The 16205-nt window shown below is 42.3% G+C and carries 11 protein-coding genes and 2 rRNA genes; 10 read left to right on the forward strand and 3 right to left on the reverse strand.

The features are described 5' to 3' along the window. Nucleotides 1-62 precede the first annotated feature (62 nt). Nucleotides 63-218: a CxxH/CxxC protein gene (locus tag HU235_RS01085; RefSeq protein WP_095302065.1), complete on the forward strand. Its 156-nt coding sequence runs from the start codon at nt 63-65 to the stop codon at nt 216-218. A 72-nt stretch (nt 219-290) separates the two neighbouring features. Continuing rightward, nucleotides 291-770, forward strand: coding sequence for a 23S rRNA (pseudouridine(1915)-N(3))-methyltransferase RlmH (gene rlmH / locus HU235_RS01090; RefSeq protein WP_174879132.1), 480 nt, complete (start codon nt 291-293; stop codon nt 768-770). A gap of 75 nt (nt 771-845) precedes the next feature. Here the strand turns inward: rlmH and HU235_RS01095 are convergent, their stop codons facing one another. Beyond that, entirely contained in the window at nt 846-2027 is a 1182-nt protein-coding gene (locus HU235_RS01095; protein ID WP_174879133.1) for a NupC/NupG family nucleoside CNT transporter, read from the reverse strand. A gap of 854 nt (nt 2028-2881) precedes the next feature. Here HU235_RS01095 and HU235_RS01100 point away from each other — a divergent pair. The 8 genes from HU235_RS01100 (at nt 2882) to HU235_RS01135 (ending at nt 11296) form a co-directional block, all read left to right on the forward strand. Beyond that, complete coding sequence (locus tag HU235_RS01100) at nt 2882-4624, forward strand: sensor histidine kinase (RefSeq protein WP_174879134.1); 1743 nt, start codon at nt 2882-2884, stop codon at nt 4622-4624. Nucleotides 4625-4703: 79 nt separating this feature from the next. Next, nucleotides 4704-5375 carry a response regulator transcription factor gene (locus tag HU235_RS01105; RefSeq protein ID WP_095301643.1) on the forward strand — a complete coding sequence of 224 codons (672 nt, stop codon included), beginning with the start codon at nt 4704-4706 and terminating at the stop codon, nt 5373-5375. A 14-nt stretch (nt 5376-5389) separates the two neighbouring features. Then, the gene (locus HU235_RS01110; protein WP_095301642.1) at nt 5390-5536 is read left to right on the forward strand and encodes a teichoic acid D-Ala incorporation-associated protein DltX; all 147 of its coding nucleotides are present in this window, start codon (nt 5390-5392) and stop codon (nt 5534-5536) included. 17 nt (nt 5537-5553) lie between these two features. Then, nucleotides 5554-7056, forward strand: a complete 1503-nt coding sequence (gene dltA / locus HU235_RS01115) for a D-alanine--poly(phosphoribitol) ligase subunit DltA (protein WP_174879136.1) — start codon at nt 5554-5556, stop codon at nt 7054-7056. After that, entirely contained in the window at nt 7053-8210 is a 1158-nt protein-coding gene (gene dltB / locus HU235_RS01120; protein ID WP_095301640.1) for a D-alanyl-lipoteichoic acid biosynthesis protein DltB, read from the forward strand. Before dltA ends, dltB begins: the two co-directional genes overlap by 4 nt. An 18-nt stretch (nt 8211-8228) precedes the next feature. Continuing rightward, the gene (dltC, locus tag HU235_RS01125; protein WP_095301639.1) at nt 8229-8465 is read left to right on the forward strand and encodes a D-alanine--poly(phosphoribitol) ligase subunit DltC; all 237 of its coding nucleotides are present in this window, start codon (nt 8229-8231) and stop codon (nt 8463-8465) included. After that, nucleotides 8465-9631: a D-alanyl-lipoteichoic acid biosynthesis protein DltD gene (dltD, locus tag HU235_RS01130; RefSeq protein ID WP_174879138.1), complete on the forward strand. Its 1167-nt coding sequence runs from the start codon at nt 8465-8467 to the stop codon at nt 9629-9631. Before dltC ends, dltD begins: the two co-directional genes overlap by 1 nt. 306 nt (nt 9632-9937) lie before the next feature. Beyond that, nucleotides 9938-11296, forward strand: a complete 1359-nt coding sequence (locus tag HU235_RS01135; RefSeq protein ID WP_174879140.1) for an IS1182 family transposase — start codon at nt 9938-9940, stop codon at nt 11294-11296. A gap of 121 nt (nt 11297-11417) precedes the next feature. Here the strand turns inward: HU235_RS01135 and HU235_RS01140 are convergent. Both HU235_RS01140 and HU235_RS01145 read right to left on the reverse strand, forming a co-directional pair. Next, nucleotides 11418-14349: ribosomal RNA gene (locus tag HU235_RS01140) — 23S ribosomal RNA — on the reverse strand. Between the two features lie 280 nt (nt 14350-14629). Beyond that, nucleotides 14630-16179: ribosomal RNA gene (locus HU235_RS01145) — 16S ribosomal RNA — on the reverse strand. Together the 16S and 23S rRNA genes form the textbook arrangement of a ribosomal RNA operon. Nucleotides 16180-16205: the final 26 nt, after the last annotated feature.

Here is a 16205-nt window from a genome sequence, read left to right on the forward strand (position 1 = left end):
AAACAGAAAAAATGGTAAAACTAAATAATGAACATCCACATGTGGATAAGGAGGAGTTAAGCATGTATAGCTGTGAAGAACATATAGAATTAGCAATTGATATGTATGTAGACGAAAAAGAGTTAGCACCGGAGATTGAAAAATTAGATAATTCAAGAAAGTTATCCACAAGTTGTGATTTGTGTACAAACCCAGCAGTATATATAGTAGGGAACTAATATTCGGTGGATGGTGTGGATAAAACGAAGCTAAATGTGGATAACTTTTGATGGTGGAAATGGGGAACAAATATGAATATTTCAATCATAACGATAGGCAAGCTAAAAGAAAAATATTTAAAACTTGGTATCGATGAATATTTAAAAAGACTTTCAACATACGCAAAGGTAGACGTTATTGAATTACCAGATGAAAAAGCACCAGAAAATCTTAGCGAAATTGAAATGGAGCAGGTAAAGGATAAAGAGGGAGAAAGAATATTAGCAAAGATAAACGACGACACACACGTTATAGCCCTTGCAATCGATGGAAAGATGAAATCCTCCGAACAGCTTGCCAAAGAGCTTGACCAGCTCGCTACATACGGAAAAAGTAAAATAGCCTTCATCATTGGCGGTTCACTAGGCCTTAGCAAACAAGTCATGAACCGCGCCAACGATACACTATCCTTCTCAAAAATGACCTTCCCACACCAACTAATGCGGCTTATATTATTAGAGCAGGTGTATCGGGCTTATCGGATTAATCGGGGGGAACCGTATCATAAGTAAGTGATGTAAAAGAAAAAACCACTAAGAACGTTGATTCATAACGTTTTTTAGTGGTTTTTAGTTTTCAAGCTTGTACTATATTACGAAACTAACAATGATACCTGAAAGTATGCTTACAAGTGTGGCGCCATATAACAGTTTCAATCCAAAACGCGCTACGGAATTTCCTTGCTTTTCATTCAGACTTTTAACAGCCCCGACAATAATGCCAATAGAAGAGAAGTTGGCGAAGGAAACTAGGAATACAGAAAGGATTCCCATTGTTCGTTCACTAAAGTGATAATTTCCTCCTGATAAATCCAACATTGCCACAAATTCATTGGTCAATAGTTTAGTCGCCATAATTGATCCGGCACTAACTGCTTCCGAGAAAGGTATTCCCATAATGAAAGCAATTGGAGCGAATAGATAACCTAAAATCGTCTGGAAAGAAACATTAAATAATAACTCAAATACATGATTGAATCCCGCCATTAATGCAATGAACCCAATTAACATGGCACCTACGATAATTGCAACCTTAAAACCATCAAGAATATACTCACCGAGCATTTCAAAAAACGATTGCTTTTCTTGCCCCTGTATTTCTAATATATCCTCACTTGGGTCGACTTCGTACGGATTAATAATAGTTGCTATGATAAAACCGCCAAATAAATTTAAAACTAAAGCTGTGACAATATATTTTGGCTCTAGCATCGTCATATATGCTCCAACTATGGACATTGATACAGTCGACATTGCCGAAGCACATAAAGTATACAAACGCTGGTTCGAAAGCATGCCGAGTTGTTTTTTTAACGTGATGAAAACCTCTGACTGTCCGACCATCAGTGAGGCAACTGCATTATATGATTCTAATTTACCCATCCCATTCACTTTACTTAATAACAACCCAATTCCCTTCATAAGGAATGGTAGGATTTTCAGATGCTGTAGAATACCAATTAATGCAGAAATAAATACAATTGGAAGCAATACCGTTAAAAAGAATGGAGCCTCTCCCTCGTTTGCTATGCCGCCAAACACGAAAGTAATCCCTTCGCTTGCATATTCGAGAAGCTTGTTAAAAACAGCAGCAATTCCCTTGATGATGATTAAGCCAAATTCTGTATTTAACAGTAACAAGGATAAAAGAATTTGAATGATAATCATCGTAATAATTGGTATGAATTTTATTTCTTTACGATTGGAACTTGCCAACCAAGCTAAAAACAATACAACGAGAATACCTAAAAAAGAAATAACGTATTGCACATGGAACCTCCTGATAAATTCAATAATTTGAGACTGCTTACATAAATTATCTCAGAATAATACCCTTTTTTACTTTTGATTGCAATAGATATTTTGTCCATATTTAATAAAAAAGAACCGGACATAGTTTATTTAAGGAAAAATATCGATTGTGAGTAAACTTCATCTTATCTTTAAAGCGTATAAGTTTCGTCTCTGTCCAAAAAAAAGCAGCTTGAACTGCTCAACAAGAATTAGCTTTGCTGAAATCGGTAGCAAGCTTTGCATATTATCAACTTGTTGCATAGTTAATAATTGGAAGATAGGCAGGTGTTCATAGTAATCGATCACTTCAAATAACTAGTAATGGTGCTAAGTGGCGAGTGGTTCAATCTCCCCCTTGTTTGAATTATTCCATACTAACTTAACTTTTTCAAACAACAAAATTTTTTGTCGTGTAAGAGTCCTTTTGATAAACAGGAAATTTAGCGGACTCAAGGTTTCTTGCAGATTGTTTTTATCGAGGCAATAGGTTTGTGCCAATAGTTTAACAGATGTTCTTGCAAGGATATATCGGAAAGGAAAAAATATTTACGATATGGTGCATCAAATATAGTCAACAAGTTGGTCTGTTTTTCTGCGGTTGTTTTCCAATGCGATCAACTGATATATCACTAAAGTATTGCACATTGTCTTTTAAGTATAATCATATACTGATTAGCTTTGCCCCTCCTTTTTGGTATGCCTAGGTACAAAAAAGGTTCCACAACTTTGAAAAAATGTTTACTATATGGAGGGCTGTATATGGACACACAAAAAACATACCCGTAGCTTAAGTTATTAATAAACTGTCGTATGAAATAAAGGAGTATAACATGAGAAAACGCGGCATCACCGTTAAATTATTCGCTGTAACAGCTTTATTCTTTTTGGTGTTTTACGCCATGATAATGATATTTCAGCTATTATTCTTTGATCGTTTTTATCAGCATCATAAAACGAAGGAAGCAGCAAAGCACATACATCAATTAGCAGAGGGTTATGAGAACAATTCCTGGAGCGAAGAGGAATTGACAAGACAGACACTTTCTTACATGAGGAAGACCAAAAGCCCGTTGACGATTGTAGACGCAGAGGGTTTTCAGTTGGTAAAGGATCCGTTTAACATCATGCTGGAAACAGGAGATGGCAAAGTTGTAGAAGTACCGCTTTCCTTACTTGTCACAAATTACGGAAAACAGTTGCGAGCATTGAACATCATAAAGGGAGATACATTGATTGTTCAAGGAGAAACAGATGCTACGGTTCCTTCGGTCATTTATCCATCAGTTATTACGAAGAATGAGTTTAGTGTCGGTGAAGATCCAGTCGAGAATGAAGTGACAATCGAAGGGAAAGTAAAAAGCATTTCGCTACCTAAGGCTGGGATGATAAATAGAGGACTAGGGATCCTCTATGATGCGCTGCTAGAATGGTTCCCGCTTAAGGAGGCGCAGATAAAGCAGCTTTCCAAAGGGGAAAGTCTGCAGCTGGACTGGGTGGAATCATGGAGTGGAAAACATAATTTAGTACTAATTGAGCCGTTTAAGAAAGACGGGGAAATGCAATATATGTTCTCTGTCACATCTCTTCAGGAAATCAGAGATACGAATGAAGCACTTCAAATATTTTATGTATATATCGGAATCGCAGGCTTCATTCTCATCCTTTTGCTGTCGTTATTCTTCTCCCGCCTTGTTAGCAGACCTCTGATTAAGCTGAATGAAATGGCAAAAAAAATGGTGCACCTAGACTTCTCATCGGCGAAGCCAATTAAGCAGAAGGATGAGCTAGGGAGCCTTTCAAACAATATGCTTGTTATGGCGCAAAATCTAGATGTTGCCTTAAATGAATTGAAACAAGCGAATGGGAAGCTAAAGCAGGATATGGAAAAACGTGTGCAGATGGAAAAGGAGCAGCGCGAGTTTTTCGAGCATGCATCACATGAATTGAAGACACCGCTTAGCATAGTCAAAAGCTTCGCTGAGGGGCTTCAGGATGGGGTCAGTCCGGATAAGCATGACCACTATATAGAAGTGATCATTGAGGAGTCAGAAAAGATGGAAGTCCTGATAAAAGATATGCTTGATTTGGCTAAGCTGGAAAACGGTGCAATTAAATTAAGAAAAACATCTTTTCTTCTCAGTGAAATGATAGAGGATTTGGCAGATAAACTATTCTGTATAGCAAAAGAGAAAAATGTCGTCATTGAAATCATGCCGAAGAATGAACAGCATATTTTGGCGGATTATGAGTGGATGGAACGAGTAATGAAAAATCTTCTAGTTAATGCGATCAGGCACAGTAAGCCCGATTCTGTCATTGCGATTCGAATCGAATTGGATCAGGAAAATGGAGGCAGTGTGTTCAAAATTGAAAACAAAGGCGCACAAATACCAGAAGAGCAGATAGAAAAGATCTGGAAACGTTTCTATCGGACCGAATCTTCTCGGAGCAGAATGACAGGTGGTACAGGATTAGGATTGGCCATTGTCCAGCAAATTCTTGATCTTCATGCATTTCATTACGGAGCGGAAAACATACCTGATGGTGTGCGTTTCTATGTTCGTTTCAATTAATGGGACTAATTGCTTATTAGGACACATGAAAGACATATAACTTTGTTAATATATTGAAAGATTGGAAGGAAGATTCACGATGGGGAAGAAAGTATTGCTTGTCGAGGATGAAGTGAGAATTCGAGAAGTTGTAGCCGATTATTTCAAAAAGGACGGCTGGGAAGTGTATGAAACGGATAATGGCCGCAGTGCAATCGACTGGTTTGATGCCATTTATCCAGATTTAGTCATTCTCGATATCATGATGCCGCAAATGGATGGATTTGCTGTCACAAAGCAGGTTCGAATGAGGTCTGGTGTACCAATTATCCTGTTGACAGCAAAATCCAGTGACGATGATAAAATTCAAGGGTTTGAACTTGGAGCCGATGATTATGTTACCAAGCCATTCAGCCCAAGAGTGTTAGTAGCACGTGCTAATTCTTTAATGAAACGGGCAACCGAACAATACATGCCGACCGGTCATATGATCAGCTTCGGGAAAGCAATTGTTAATACGAAGTCCCATCAGCTTCAGCTTGAGGGTCAACAAGTCGATTTGACGCCAAAAGAATATGAATTATTGGTGTTTCTGCTTCATCATAAAAATAATGTCCTTTCACGCGAAACAATTTTGAATCACGTATGGGGGTTGGACTTCGATGGTGATAATCGAGTTGTTGATACACATATAAAAAAGCTGAGAGCTAAATTAAGCTGTGAATCACATCATATCCGGACTGTTATTGGAACCGGCTATAAATTTGAATAAAAGGGAGAGAGAAGATGAATAAGCTCAAACAGCTTTATACGAACAATTATGTCCGTTTTGCTTTACATACTTGTTTTTATCTAGCAATCCTTATTACCTTGTTCTTGATGTACGGCTTCCATACCGCGAATACTGGCAACTATATTTATAATGATTTTTAAATGGAGAAGATAATAGAATGAAACTTTTAACTCGTATTGCACAGCATGCAGCAAGAAACCCGGAACAGACAGCATTTCGTACAGAGGATCAGGTGCTAAATTACAGATTGCTTTGGGATAGATCAAGCAGGCTAGCAAGCTTAATTCATGCCACACAGCTTGAGCGGCAGACGCCAATCGTTGTGTATGGTCATATGGGAACCGATATGCCGGTATCGTTCCTCGCCTGTGTAAAGGCTGGCCACCCTTATATACCGGTAGATACATCGATTCCAATGGAACGAGTGCGTCTTATTGTAGAAAAATCTGGTGCAAGATTGGTAATTAATACAACAGATAGCATGCTGGATTTTAATAATGTCACTGTTTTACACGTACCGACACTGCAGCTGGAACAAGAAGAGCTTATTGGTAATGAATACTGGGTCAAGCCTGATGAAGTCTTTTATATCATTTATACATCCGGCAGTACTGGAAATCCAAAAGGCGTTCAAATAACCGCAGCAAATCTGCAATCTTTTACCGATTGGATGACAGGTGACTTTCCACTAGATCTAGGAAAGGTGTTTTTGAATCAGGCACCCTTTTCATTTGATTTGTCTGTGATGGACTTTTATCCAGCACTGCAGAGCGGGGGTACAATTCATACATTGGAGAGAGAAGTAATCAATAAGCCGAAGCTTTTGTTTGAGAACTTGAGTCGTTCTGCATTGCAAATATGGACATCGACGCCATCATTCGTGCAAATGTGTTTCCCAAATCCCGACTTTAATCAAAAAATGCTTCCTGAGCTAGAGGTATTCCTTTTCTGTGGTGAAGTACTACCTTTAGCCGTGGCCAAAGAGCTGAAAGAACGTTTCCCAAGGGCAAGGATTTTCAATACTTATGGGCCTACAGAGGCAACAGTTGCTGTGACCTCGATTGAAATTACGGAAGAATTGCTTGCTAAAGAGAAGGCGCTACCGGTTGGCTATCCAAAATCCGATATGCGTATTTTCGTTATGGACGAATTGGGTAACCCGTTGCCTGAAGGTGAAAAAGGAGAGCTTATCCTTGCGGGGCCAAGTGTGTCAAAAGGCTACCTAGGTGAACCGTTACTGACAGAAAATGCATTCGGCATTATAAACGGAATGAACGCCTATCGTACCGGAGACGCCGGCTTTATTCAGGACGGGTTGGTGTACTGCCAAGGTAGGCTGGATTATCAAATCAAGCTGCATGGTTACCGGATGGAGCTGGAAGAGATTGAATTCCACCTTAATCAGTCTGATTATATTAAGTCTGCTATTGTTATCCCATATGCACCAAACGAGGAAATTGAATACTTAATTGCGGCAGTGGTACCAGCGGAGCATAGCTTTGATAAGGAGTACAAGCTGACAGCTGCTATTCGAAAAGACCTTGCTTTGCGCTTACCGGCATATATGATTCCGCGTAAGTTCACGTATTATACTGCTATTCCAATGACGATGAATGGGAAAGCAGACCGTAAGAAAATGAAGGAAGAGGTATTCGCATGACCCCGTATAGCTCTTTCCTTTTCTTTATTATTCTAGGTATCTTGCTGCTGCCGACGATGATTCTTGGCACAATGGGCAAGCGCCTACGGTATTACAATGTGTTCGTCTCCATTGTTGTATTGGCTATTATATTTTCAGAAGGGAACGCAGGCTTCTTCTCGTTAGTAGCCTTCACCATCCTTCAGGTTGTACTAGTCAAAGGCTATATTACTTATCGACAGACAAAGAATAGCAGCCTCGTATTCTATGTAATAAGTTTTCTATCGATCCTACCTTTGATTTTATCGAAGGTTTTACCGATATTGGCAGTGGATAACTGGGCAAGCTTTCTAGGAATATCCTATCTGACATTTCGAGCTGTCCAAATCATTATTGAAACAAGAGATGGGTTGATTAAGGAGCAGCTCTCAATTTTTCAGCTTGTCAATTTTATGCTATTTTACCCGACAATTTCATCAGGTCCAATTGATCGCTTCCGTCGATTTCAGAAGGATGAAGAAAAGTGTTGGACACCTGAGGAGTACAAGGAACTACTTTATAAAGGGATTAATAAAATCTTCATTGGTTTTTTGTATAAATTTATAATTGGCTATAGCATCAATACATACTTCATTATGAATCTAGATTATATAGCAGATGGCAAGTTTAGCTATCATCTGTTATACATGTACAGCTATAGCTTGTATCTATTCTTTGACTTTGCCGGCTATACGGCGTTTGCAGTCGGAGTCAGTTATATAATGGGAATCCGATCACCGGAGAACTTTAATAAGCCATTCATCAGCCGAAACATCAAGGATTTCTGGAATCGATGGCATATGTCACTGTCGTTCTGGTTCCGTGATTATGTGTTTATGCGCTTCGTCTTTCTGATGAAGAAGAAAAAATGGATACAGAACAAAATGCTCGTTTCGAATCTAGGTTATGCCCTGCTGTTCCTGCTGATGGGAATATGGCATGGAGTAGCGATTCAGTACATCATTTATGGAGCATATCATGCCTTGATGATGGTAGGATTTAATTTCTTCGAGACCTGGAATAAAAAACATAAACGCTGGCCAACAGGGAGAGTAATGACATTTGTGTCTATCGTCATCACTTTCCATGTCGTTTGTTTCGGCTTTTACCTGTTTTCTGGCAAACCATTTCAATAATAAAAGGGGAATATAAATATGAATTTTAAAGAGAAAGTACTACAAATTATTGCAGAAGTTTGTGAAGATGATGTTGTGAAAGAAGAGCATGATTTGGATATATTCGACGCAGGACTGATTGATTCATTTGCGACAGTAGAATTACTTGTTCAATTCGATGAGCAGCTTGATATCAATGTACCGATTACAGAATTCGACCGTGATACATGGAATACACCAAATGCTATTGTTGATCGTCTGAATGAGCTGAAATAATGAAGAAGAAGTATCTGTTTGGACCGATCATTCTTGCATTGGTCTTGTTTGCCGGGGTCGTATTCGTACCCGTATCATGGCTGGTTAAGTTAGTTCCAGCGGATCGTTTGGCGGAATCGGCTACAAGCCTGGAGCCAAATATGTTCCAAGGAACTTATTTGCAAAGTGAAATGCTTAAACGTTCAACGTATGTTCCAATCTATGGTTCTTCTGAATTGTCGCGCTGGGATCCATTCCATCCATCGAATTATTTCGAAACGAATGACGCTACCTTTACACCTTATTTAATAGGAAAAGGCGGAATGACCTCTATTATTCATGATGTAAATTTTGCAACACACGCCGATCAATTGAAGAATAAGCAAATGGTCATCATCGTATCGCCGCAATGGTTTGTAAAGCATGGTACAGACGAGCAGCATTTTGCACCAAACTATTCCTCCCTGCAAGCGTACCAGCTTCCTTTCAATAAGGAAGTTAACGAGCAGGTGAAACGAAAATTAATGCAGCGTTTGATGACGTATAACGCGGTCAAGAACGACCCGATACTTTATCAGCTTTACGATGCTTACCTGAATGACAAAAAGGTTATGTTTAATACTTTATCAGTTCCTGCAAAGGCATATATATCTATCCTTGAGAAAAAGGATCTGTATTTCACACTTCTGAAAGATAAACCAACTAATCGTCATCAGTCAGACGAAGTGAAGGATAAGACATGGGAAGAACTGAAGGCACAAGCTGATTCTTATGGCGAGAAACGGACACAGCATTCCAAATTTTATATTGATGACAAAGTGTATAATCATAAGAAGCACTATATCAAGAGTATGGAAGGAAAGAACAAAGGACATTCCTATGCAGAATCACCTGAGTACGATGATTTCCAGCTGATGCTTCATATTCTTAAGGAAGCTGAGGCTAAACCACTTTTTGTTATTATCCCAGTGAACGGGGCGTATTATGACTACACAGGCTTCACGGAAAAAGGACGGCAAGACTACTACACTCGTATAAAGAAGCAAATTAATGATAGCGGCTTTACCTACGCCGATTATTCCGACCATGAATACGATCCTTACTTTATGCGTGACACGATTCATATCGGCTGGAAAGGCTGGGTTTATTTAGATGAGGATATGCAGAAGTTCCTTGAAAAACACTAGGTAGGCAATTTTAATCCCAGTAAAGTAGCTAGTTTTATAAAGAAACTGCTTAACAATATAAAATGGTGACGATAACATGCTACCCATTTGGTTGTTTTCTACATTATCCAACGTTAAGGTGAATCTTCATAAGTAAATGAGGTTCCTTCATTTGTACATTCTAAACTAACAATATTCTAATCTAAAAAAGGCATTGTTCTTCGGAACAATGCCTCAGACTGTAGACAAACTCGATAAAATCGAGTTTGCATACAGTCTTTTTTTATTTAAAATATTTATTAATAGATATTTTAGAGGTGATGGATAATGATGACAAGAAACAATAATACTGAAAGAGATCAGTTAGAAGTTATCGCAATTGACCAATTAGTACCACAAGATCATTTGGTGCGTAAAATTGAATCTGCTATTGATTTCTCCTTCATTTATCCATTGGTTGAAAAACTCTATTCAACACTAGGCCGTCCGAGTATTGATCCTGTTGTATTGATTAAAATGACATTTATTCAATATGTATTTGGTATTCGTTCTATGAGGCAAACCATTAAAGAAATTGAAACAAACGTGGCATATCGCTGGTTCTTGGGATTCGGTTTTTATACAGAAGTTCCTCATTTCTCTACCTTTGGTAAGAATTATGAGCGTCGTTTTAAAGAAACGGATTTATTTGAACAAATCTTTTATCGGATTCTAAAAGAGATTACAGATAAAGGTTTATTGAGCGCAGATCATGTATTTATTGATTCAACTCATGTTAAAGCTAGTGCTAATAAACGTAAATTTGAAAAGAAAACAGTGAGAAAAGAAACTCGAGCTTATGAAGCGAAACTTCAGGCTGAATTAAATCAAGACCGTATTGATAACGGAAAGAAGCCTTTTCCACCTGAAAAGTTTGAAAAGGAAGAGATAAAGGAAATTAAGGAAAGTACTACTGACCCTGAAAGTGGGTACTACGTAAAAGATGAAAGAACAAAACAGTTTGCTTATTCTTTTCATGCTGCTACTGACCGAAATGGTTTTGTGTTAGGATCCATTGTAACGCCTGGAAACATTCATGATAGTCATATACTTCAACCATTAGTAGAAAAAATAATGGATAAAGTAAAGAAACCTTTAGCTATTGCTGCTGACGCGGCCTATAAGACTCCTGCGATTTGTAATTTTCTAATAGAGAATGGCATCACTCCTGCACTTCCTTATACTCGACCAAAAACAAAGGAAGGGTTCATCCGTAAACATGAATACGTTTATGATGAGCACTATAATTGCTATATCTGTCCGCAAGGAGAGATATTATCATACACAACAACCACGAAGGAAGGATATCGGCAGTACAAATCCAATCCCTTGAAGTGTTCAAAGTGTCCTTTACTAGAACAGTGTACTCAGAGTCAAAATCATCAAAAGTTAATCCAACGCCATATCTGGGAAGACTATTTAGAAGAAGCCGAACACCTTCGTCATAAACAAGAAGTAAAAGAAATATATGCACGTCGAAAGGAATCCATTGAACGAGTCTTTGCAGATGCAAAAGAAAAGCATGGTATGCGATGGACAACCCTACGGGGACTTAAAAAATTGTCCATGCAGGCGATGCTAACTTTTGCTGCAATAAATCTTAAGAAATTAGCCAATTGGACTTGGGGAAGTCCAAAAATGGCATAAAAAATATGAATAATAGGCAATTTACACTTATTTTTAAGATAGATTCTAAGAAGAAAATCAAAAATTAAAAAGGCATTTGGGAAAGAAAGCTTTCCCAAATGCCTTTTGTCTTCAATCTGATTAGGTTAAGTCCTCGAACGATTAGTATCTGTCAGCTCCACGTGTCACCACGCTTCCACCTCAGACCTATCAACCTGATCATCTTTCAGGGTTCTTACTCACTAATGTGATGGGAAATCTCATCTTGAGGGGGGCTTCATGCTTAGATGCTTTCAGCACTTATCCCTTCCGCACATAGCTACCCAGCTATGCCTTTGGCAAGACAACTGGTACACCAGCGGTGCGTCCATCCCGGTCCTCTCGTACTAAGGACAGCTCCTCTCAAATTTCCTACGCCCACGACGGATAGGGACCGAACTGTCTCACGACGTTCTGAACCCAGCTCGCGTACCGCTTTAATGGGCGAACAGCCCAACCCTTGGGACCGACTACAGCCCCAGGATGCGATGAGCCGACATCGAGGTGCCAAACCTCCCCGTCGATGTGGACTCTTGGGGGAGATAAGCCTGTTATCCCCGGGGTAGCTTTTATCCGTTGAGCGATGGCCCTTCCATGCGGAACCACCGGATCACTAAGCCCGACTTTCGTCCCTGCTCGACTTGTAGGTCTCGCAGTCAAGCTCCCTTGTGCCTTTACACTCTACGAATGATTTCCAACCATTCTGAGGGAACCTTTGGGCGCCTCCGTTACATTTTAGGAGGCGACCGCCCCAGTCAAACTGCCCACCTGACACTGTCTCCCACCTCGATTAGAGGTGCGGGTTAGAATTTCAATACAGCCAGGGTAGTATCCCACCGACGCCTCCACCGAAGCTAGCGCTCCGGCTTCTAAGGCTCCTACCTATCCTGTACAAGCTGTACCAAAATTCAATATCAGGCTACAGTAAAGCTCCACGGGGTCTTTCCGTCCTGTCGCGGGTAACCTGCATCTTCACAGGTACTATAATTTCACCGAGTCTCTCGTTGAGACAGTGCCCAGATCGTTACGCCTTTCGTGCGGGTCGGAACTTACCCGACAAGGAATTTCGCTACCTTAGGACCGTTATAGTTACGGCCGCCGTTTACTGGGGCTTCAATTCAAAGCTTCGCTTGCGCTAACCTCTCCTCTTAACCTTCCAGCACCGGGCAGGCGTCAGCCCCTATACTTCGCCTTGCGGCTTCGCAGAGACCTGTGTTTTTGCTAAACAGTCGCCTGGGCCTATTCACTGCGGCTTTTCGCAAGGATAAACCTTGAAAAAGCACCCCTTCTCCCGAAGTTACGGGGTCATTTTGCCGAGTTCCTTAACGAGAGTTCTCTCGCTCACCTTAGGATTCTCTCCTCGCCTACCTGTGTCGGTTTGCGGTACGGGCACCTCTCACCTCGCTAGAGGCTTTTCTTGGCAGTGTGGAATCAGGAACTTCGGTACTATAGTTCCCTCGCCATCACAGCTCAGCCTTAGATAACAACGGGATTTGCCTCGTTGTCAGCCTAACTGCTTGGACGCGCTAATCCAACAGCGCGCTTACCCTATCCTTCTGCGTCCCCCCATTGCTCAAATGGTGAGGAGGTGGTACAGGAATATCAACCTGTTGTCCATCGCCTACGCCTTTCGGCCTCGGCTTAGGTCCCGACTAACCCTGAGCGGACGAGCCTTCCTCAGGAAACCTTAGGCATTCGGTGGATGGGATTCTCACCCATCTTTCGCTACTCATACCGGCATTCTCACTTCTAAGCGCTCCACTAGTCCTTACGGTCTAGCTTCACAGCCCTTAGAACGCTCTCCTACCATTGTTCTGAAAGAACAATCCACAGCTTCGGTGATACGTTTAGCCCCGGTACATTTTCGGCGCAGAGTCACTCGACCAGTGAGCTATTACGCACTCTTTAAATGGTGGCTGCTTCTAAGCCAACATCCTGGTTGTCTAAGCAACTCCACATCCTTTTCCACTTAACGTATACTTTGGGACCTTAGCTGGTGGTCTGGGCTGTTTCCCTCTTGACTACGGATCTTATCACTCGCAGTCTGACTCCTGAATATAAGTCTTTGGCATTCGGAGTTTGACTGAATTCGGTAACCCGATGGGGGCCCCTAGTCCAATCAGTGCTCTACCTCCAAGACTCTCATTTCAAGGCTAGCCCTAAAGCTATTTCGGAGAGAACCAGCTATCTCCAAGTTCGATTGGAATTTCTCCGCTACCCACACCTCATCCCCGCACTTTTCAACGTGCGTGGGTTCGGGCCTCCATTCAGTGTTACCTGAACTTCACCCTGGACATGGGTAGATCACCTGGTTTCGGGTCTACGACCACGTACTCTTTCGCCCTATTCAGACTCGCTTTCGCTGCGGCTCCGTCTCTTCAACTTAACCTTGCACGGGATCGTAACTCGCCGGTTCATTCTACAAAAGGCACGCCATTACCCATTAACGGGCTTTGACTACTTGTAGGCACACGGTTTCAGGATCTCTTTCACTCCCCTTCCGGGGTGCTTTTCACCTTTCCCTCACGGTACTGGTTCACTATCGGTCACTAGGGAGTATTTAGCCTTGGGAGATGGTCCTCCCTGCTTCCGACGGGATTTCACGTGTCCCGCCGTACTCAGGATCCACTCTGGAGGGAACGAAGTTTCAACTACAGGGTTGTTACCTTCTTTGACGGGCCTTTCCAGACCTCTTCATTTACTCCGTTCCTTTGTAACTCCGTATAGAGTGTCCTACAACCCCAAGAGGCAAGCCTCTTGGTTTGGGCTAATTCCGTTTCGCTCGCCGCTACTCAGGAAATCGCGTTTGCTTTCTCTTCCTCCGGGTACTTAGATGTTTCAGTTCCCCGGGTCTACCTTTATTACCCTATTGATTCAGGTAATAATACTGCTCCATTACGAGCAGTGGGTTCCCCCATTCGGAAATCTCCGGATCAAAGCTTACTTACAGCTCCCCGAAGCATATCGGTGTTAGTACCGTCCTTCATCGGCTCCTAGTGCCAAGGCATCCACCGTGCGCCCTTAACAACTTAACCTTCGACATTTTCATGTCTTTTCATTATTAAGAGAATCACTAATTTAAGCATTTAAACTCAGTGAATTACTTGAATATTATCGTTATCTAGTTTTCAAGGAACATGACGCACAGGATGTGCTAACACATGCGTTGCCACAGGACGTGGCGCATTTAGCAGGTGTACCTTTAAAAAAGGAACCTAACGTATGCAGAATGTTTTCATCCTATGAGTATTTTCATAGAGAGAAGAATGATCTCTCAAAACTAAACAAAAACCAAGTGTGCCTCATTTTCCTTAGAAAGGAGGTGATCCAGCCGCACCTTCCGATACGGCTACCTTGTTACGACTTCACCCCAATCATCTGTCCCACCTTAGGCGGCTGGCTCCTTACGGTTACCCCACCGACTTCGGGTGTTACAAACTCTCGTGGTGTGACGGGCGGTGTGTACAAGGCCCGGGAACGTATTCACCGCGGCATGCTGATCCGCGATTACTAGCGATTCCGGCTTCATGCAGGCGAGTTGCAGCCTGCAATCCGAACTGAGAATGGTTTTATGGGATTGGCTTGACTTCGCAGTCTTGCAGCCCTTTGTACCATCCATTGTAGCACGTGTGTAGCCCAGGTCATAAGGGGCATGATGATTTGACGTCATCCCCACCTTCCTCCGGTTTGTCACCGGCAGTCACCTTAGAGTGCCCAACTGAATGCTGGCAACTAAGGTCAAGGGTTGCGCTCGTTGCGGGACTTAACCCAACATCTCACGACACGAGCTGACGACAACCATGCACCACCTGTCACTCCGTCCCCCGAAGGGGAACCTTCTATCTCTAGAAGTAGCGAAGGATGTCAAGACCTGGTAAGGTTCTTCGCGTTGCTTCGAATTAAACCACATGCTCCACCGCTTGTGCGGGCCCCCGTCAATTCCTTTGAGTTTCAGTCTTGCGACCGTACTCCCCAGGCGGAGTGCTTAATGCGTTTGCTGCAGCACTAAAGGGCGGAAACCCTCTAACACTTAGCACTCATCGTTTACGGCGTGGACTACCAGGGTATCTAATCCTGTTCGCTCCCCACGCTTTCGCGCCTCAGCGTCAGTTACAGACCAGAGAGTCGCCTTCGCCACTGGTGTTCCTCCACATCTCTACGCATTTCACCGCTACACGTGGAATTCCACTCTCCTCTTCTGCACTCAAGTTCCCCAGTTTCCAATGACCCTCCACGGTTGAGCCGTGGGCTTTCACATCAGACTTAAGAAACCGCCTGCGCGCGCTTTACGCCCAATAATTCCGGACAACGCTTGCCACCTACGTATTACCGCGGCTGCTGGCACGTAGTTAGCCGTGGCTTTCTGGTTAGGTACCGTCAAGGTACGAGCAGTTACTCTCGTACTTGTTCTTCCCTAACAACAGAGCTTTACGACCCGAAGGCCTTCTTCGCTCACGCGGCGTTGCTCCGTCAGACTTTCGTCCATTGCGGAAGATTCCCTACTGCTGCCTCCCGTAGGAGTCTGGGCCGTGTCTCAGTCCCAGTGTGGCCGATCACCCTCTCAGGTCGGCTACGCATCGTCGCCTTGGTGAGCCGTTACCTCACCAACTAGCTAATGCGCCGCGGGTCCATCTGTAAGTGATAGCCGAAACCATCTTTCAATATCGAACCATGCGGTTCGATATGTTATCCGGTATTAGCTCCGGTTTCCCGGAGTTATCCCAATCTTACAGGCAGGTTACCCACGTGTTACTCACCCGTCCGCCGCTAATCTTTGGGAGCAAGCTCCCTCAGATTCGCTCGACTTGCATGTATTAGGCACGCCGCCAGCGTTCGTCCTGAGCCAGGATCAAACTCTCCAATAAAGTGTTTGACTTGCTCATTGTGTACT

The organism is Metabacillus niabensis (genome assembly GCF_902829255.1).
Classification (GTDB): domain Bacteria; phylum Bacillota; class Bacilli; order Bacillales; family Bacillaceae; genus Metabacillus; species Metabacillus niabensis.

Bases quoted from the DNA above. Each gene is read 5' to 3' on its own strand.
- HU235_RS01085 (WP_095302065.1), top strand. From the start codon at position 63: ATGTATAGCTGTGAAGAACATATAGAATTAGCAATTGATATGTATGTA.
- rlmH (WP_174879132.1), top strand. From the start codon at position 291: ATGAATATTTCAATCATAACGATAGGCAAGCTAAAAGAAAAATATTTA.
- HU235_RS01100 (WP_174879134.1), top strand. From the start codon at position 2,882: ATGAGAAAACGCGGCATCACCGTTAAATTATTCGCTGTAACAGCTTTA.
- HU235_RS01105 (WP_095301643.1), top strand. From the start codon at position 4,704: ATGGGGAAGAAAGTATTGCTTGTCGAGGATGAAGTGAGAATTCGAGAA.
- HU235_RS01110 (WP_095301642.1), top strand. From the start codon at position 5,390: ATGAATAAGCTCAAACAGCTTTATACGAACAATTATGTCCGTTTTGCT.
- dltA (WP_174879136.1), top strand. From the start codon at position 5,554: ATGAAACTTTTAACTCGTATTGCACAGCATGCAGCAAGAAACCCGGAA.
- dltB (WP_095301640.1), top strand. From the start codon at position 7,053: ATGACCCCGTATAGCTCTTTCCTTTTCTTTATTATTCTAGGTATCTTG.
- dltC (WP_095301639.1), top strand. From the start codon at position 8,229: ATGAATTTTAAAGAGAAAGTACTACAAATTATTGCAGAAGTTTGTGAA.
- dltD (WP_174879138.1), top strand. From the start codon at position 8,465: ATGAAGAAGAAGTATCTGTTTGGACCGATCATTCTTGCATTGGTCTTG.
- HU235_RS01135 (WP_174879140.1), top strand. From the start codon at position 9,938: ATGATGACAAGAAACAATAATACTGAAAGAGATCAGTTAGAAGTTATC.